At 63.6% G+C, this 3,890-nt stretch carries 4 protein-coding genes and 1 pseudogene; all 5 read right to left on the minus strand.

Going from position 1 to position 3,890, the window contains the following annotated elements; all coding sequences use genetic code 11:
- A partial coding sequence (locus ABYO54_RS14920) for a cobalamin-dependent protein (RefSeq protein ID WP_372809035.1) occupies positions 1–504 on the minus strand: 504 nt, incomplete at its 3' end.
- Between the two features lie 2 nt (positions 505–506).
- Entirely contained in the window at positions 507–872 is a 366-nt protein-coding gene (locus tag ABYO54_RS14925; protein ID WP_372809036.1) for a hypothetical protein, read from the minus strand.
- A complete protein-coding gene (locus tag ABYO54_RS14930; RefSeq protein ID WP_372809037.1) occupies positions 865–2,592 on the minus strand; it encodes an aminotransferase class I/II-fold pyridoxal phosphate-dependent enzyme in 1,728 nt (575 codons plus the stop codon). The genes ABYO54_RS14925 and ABYO54_RS14930 overlap by 8 nt, the downstream gene beginning before the upstream one ends.
- Entirely contained in the window at positions 2,589–3,365 is a 777-nt protein-coding gene (locus ABYO54_RS14935; RefSeq protein WP_372809038.1) for an esterase/lipase family protein, read from the minus strand. Before ABYO54_RS14935 ends, ABYO54_RS14930 begins: the two co-directional genes overlap by 4 nt.
- Positions 3,362–3,890: pseudogene (locus tag ABYO54_RS14940) on the minus strand (hypothetical protein); the annotation flags it as partial. The pseudogene ABYO54_RS14940 and the gene ABYO54_RS14935, both read right to left, overlap by 4 nt.

Here is a 3,890-nt window from a genome sequence, read left to right on the forward strand (position 1 = left end):
CAGTTCGAAGGCGGGCATGGGCGCATCGGCCAGCTCGAAGTCCAGCTTGCGCGCATCGTAGATCAACTTCAGCCGCCCCTGCTGCGCGTCTTCCAGCACCTGGAGCCAAACGGGTTCGCCCTCGCCGAGAATCACGCTCGTGCAATATTTGCGCGCCTCGTGCGGCCGGGCGGTCACATGCGGCCCGCCGATCACCACCGGAACGCCCCGGGCCCGGAACCGCATCGCCAGTTCGTAGGCTTCGTCGATCTGGGCGCTGTAGCTGGAGAGGGCGACCAGATCGAAATGGTCCACCTCGGTGGATTCGGCGGTCAGATCGGGGATCTCGATATAGTGGATGTCGTGGTGCTTGGGGGTCATGCCCGCGAGGGTGAGCAGACCGAGGCTGGGGAGCGAGGCGATCTGTTTGCTGCGCTCGACGAAGCCGGGCAGCGTGAGTCCAAGTTCGAGCAGTTCGGTATCGCACGCGCGGATACCGCTCATGGCGATGAATGCAATTTTCATGGTTATACCATCCTTTCGATGAACAAAACGATCGCGAGCAGGACCGATCCCGCGGGAATGAAAAATAGGTGGCGGAGCGCGGGTTTGAAGGCGCTGAGATAGCAAACCGTCGGCATCAGCACCGCGCCCGCCAGCATCAACGCGGAGGCGGCGGCATACGATTCGATGCCGAGCATCTTGCCCGTAAGGCCCATGCCGAGATTGAGAAACCCGATGCCGAAGAATGAGATGTGGGCCAGGCGGATCAGTCGGCGCGGCCAAGAGGTGTAGCCGCCCAGCCAATCCTGGTTGTGGAAGAACAAGCCGGGGATTGCGCCGGAAACGCCTCCCAGCGCGAAGCCGACCCAGGCTGCAAGGAGGTTAAGCATGGCAAACCTCCTTCGCCGCAATGGAGCCGAGCACGCTTCCGAGAATACGGAGCATGTGCGCGTTGGTGTCGGCATCCTTGACGGCAATCCGAATGGCCCGGTCGCCCATGCCCGTTCCCATCTCCGCTGCATCGCGAATGAAGAGCTCCTGTGCGCGGCAGAGTCCGATGGCCCTTTCGCCGTCGGGGCCTCCGACCGGCAGGTGGAAGAGGATGAAGTTGGCGATGCCGGGAACGAGTTCTTCGATGCCGAGGGCGCGGAGACCCTCGATCAATCGGGTCCGGAGGCGATGGGTTTCGCGGTAGCACTCCGCATAATAATCCGGATTGCGCAACGCATGCACCGCCGCCACCTGGGCGGGCAGGCTGACCGACCACGGCGGCAGAAGGCCGCGCAACGGTTCCAGGGTCTTGGCGGTGGCGCAAAGATAGCCCGCCCGAAGCCCGCTGAGCGCGTAGACCTTCGACATCGATTTAACCACGACCACGCCATCGTTGCAGGCCGCAAACCGTTCGAGCGACTCGCCCTGGCCGGCGTATTCGACATAGGTTTCGTCGATCCAAACGCGGGTTTTCGGATGGCGGTTCCTAAGCCGTTCCTCCAGTTCGTTTCGCGGGATGTGTCGCCCGGTCGGGCTGTTGGGATTCACCAGGACCACGAGATCGTACTGTTCCCGGAGCTGGGCCGCGAGCCGTTCGGTATCGACCGCATAGCCCTCGTCGCGCCGCAGGTTGAAGCGGTCGACCCGGCAGCCCACCACCTTTTCCAGCACGTGGGCATATTCGCCGTAGGTCGGGTTCAGCAGAAGCACCTTGGAGGCCGGGGTGAGCCAGTGCCGGAAGGCGAGGAAGATCAAGGGCGAGGAGCCGCCGCCGGGGAGTATGTTGCCCGGCTGAACGCCGCGCGCATGCGCGATCGTCTCCGCCAATCCTTCGGCGTGGTTGGGCGGCGAGGTGCGCATGATCCAGCCGAGGTGTTCGTGCAGGGCCTGTTGCGCTTCCGGGCACGGCGGATACCACGCATCGAGCACGTCGGCGCTGATGATTTCGTTCCGGCGCGACAGGTCGGCGAAGGTGTTGCCGATGGCGTTGAAAAAGGCGCCGCCGTGGTAGCATTCTACCGGGGCGCGGTACGGAACATCGAGTTGCCAGTCGACTTGTTGTTCCAGTCGATCCAACCGGGTCGCGAACCGCGTCAGTTCCGTTTCGATGTTTTGGGTGGAGGCGGTCAGTAGCTCGTAGTCGAGTCGGCCGCATTGGAACGATCGCCCCGCCGGGCGCATGCCGAGGCGTAGGTACAGGTCGCGCACCTTGCGATGCCCGACGGCGACCAGCCGCTTGCCCCCGCGGTCCTGAATCAAGCGGAATGCGGCATACATTAGCGCCGGGGCCACCCGCGAGCCGCGCGATTGGTCGACGACCGTCAGCGCACGGATTTCGAACAGCCCCTCGTCGAAATCCAGCGGAACCGATCCGCGGGCCAGGTAGTTGTCGATCGAATAGCGAGGGCTTTCGGGAGGCGTGACGCCGACGAAGCCGACCAGCTCGTCCTCTTCAAACGCAACGATGTAAATGCTTTCGACCTCGTCCCGGTCGTGGAGGGTCTCTTCTTCGCAGGTGCTGAACTGTCCCAATTCGGCGGCATACACCCGGTGCCGGATGCGGTCGATTTCCGATGCGTCGCCAGGGGTTGCCAGGGCCAGTTTCGTTTTCTTGTTCATGGGCGGTCTCCTTCGTGTTTGAACATTCCGTGTTCGAGAAAATATTTGGTTTGCGCGATCGCCTTGCGGTTGCGCGAGATGCATGGATGCGTGGCGTGGAGCTGGACATAGTCGGTGTACGTCGCGGGCTTGACGCGCGCCAGCGATACCTTGCCGTCGTCCTTGCCGGGAATCAGCATCGAGAGAATCGGGTTGATCGAGCGGTCGCCCGCAATAATACCCAGCTCGAACGCCGGGGGCTTCTGCCGGAGCGGTCGGCTTTCGCTCCCGGTGCCCAGCTGATTCCCGGCCGGACCGTTGATCCATTGAAACGGCTTGAGCCACCCGAGTTTGTCCGGAACCTCGCTGCCGCGGCTTGGTGGCGCGAGCATGACCACGCGGCCGAGGTTTGGAATCTCGTTATGCTCCAGATGCTCGCGCAGAACGATGCCGCCCATCGAATGGGTCACGAAGTGTACCTGCGGCGCCTGCGCGATGCGCGCTTCAAGGGCCTCGAAAATGTCCTTCGCCAAGACCTCGACGGTTGCGCTTCTGGAAGGGTAGCCGTGGTTGATCACGGTGTATCCTTCCGCCGCCAGTTCGCGCGCCAGCTTGTTCATGGAACGGCTCGAGCGCGCCAGCCCGTGCAGCAGGACGACCGTCTCCCCCGGGCCCACACTTGCGCAAGTGGGGGCCTCTGGGCGGGTGCGCACACTTGCGCAAGTGTGGGCGGAGGCGAGCCCGGCGAGCAGCCCGAGCGCCACCATGAATCCGATGGATACGAGCGTGTTCATGCGGTCCTCACGAAGTTTTGCAGGGCGCACAGGTCGAGTTTGCCCGTTCCGAGCATGGGGAGTTCCGGGATGCGGAAAAAGTTGGCCGCGCGGGGAATCCAGAGGTTGGGCAGGTCGAGGTTGCGGAGTTTGCCGATCAGGGTTTCGGGGTCGCCGGCTTCCTGCGTGCAGCAGACGGCGAGCTGTTCGCCTTTGGCGTCGTCGGCGATGCTCACGACGGCAACGCAGGGGACGTCGGTTTCCGCAACCTGCTGCAAGGCTTCTTCCACGAGCCCGTGCGGTACCATCTCGCCGCCGATCTTGCTGAAGCGCGACAGCCGCCCGGTGATGTAGACGAAGCCGCGTTGGTCCATGCGGGCGATATCGCCCGTGTCGTACCACCCATCGCGCAACGCTTCGGCGGTCTTTTCCGGCTGGTCGAGATAGCCCTGCATCACGTTGGGGCCCTTGATGAGCGTCAGGCCTTCTTCTCCGTCGCTCAGGCTTTCGCGCGTTTCGGGATCGACGATGCGGACGGCGACGCCC

This window comes from Pontiella sp., from assembly GCF_041622395.1.
Taxonomy (GTDB): Bacteria; Verrucomicrobiota; Kiritimatiellia; order Kiritimatiellales; family Pontiellaceae; genus Pontiella.

What these genes read in the sequence shown, in the direction of transcription:
- ABYO54_RS14925 (WP_372809036.1), bottom strand. Translation starts at nt 872, where the DNA reads ATGCTTAACCTCCTTGCAGCCTGGGTCGGCTTCGCGCTGGGAGGCGTT.
- ABYO54_RS14935 (WP_372809038.1), bottom strand. Translation starts at nt 3,365, where the DNA reads ATGAACACGCTCGTATCCATCGGATTCATGGTGGCGCTCGGGCTGCTC.
- ABYO54_RS14930 (WP_372809037.1), bottom strand. Translation starts at nt 2,592, where the DNA reads ATGAACAAGAAAACGAAACTGGCCCTGGCAACCCCTGGCGACGCATCG.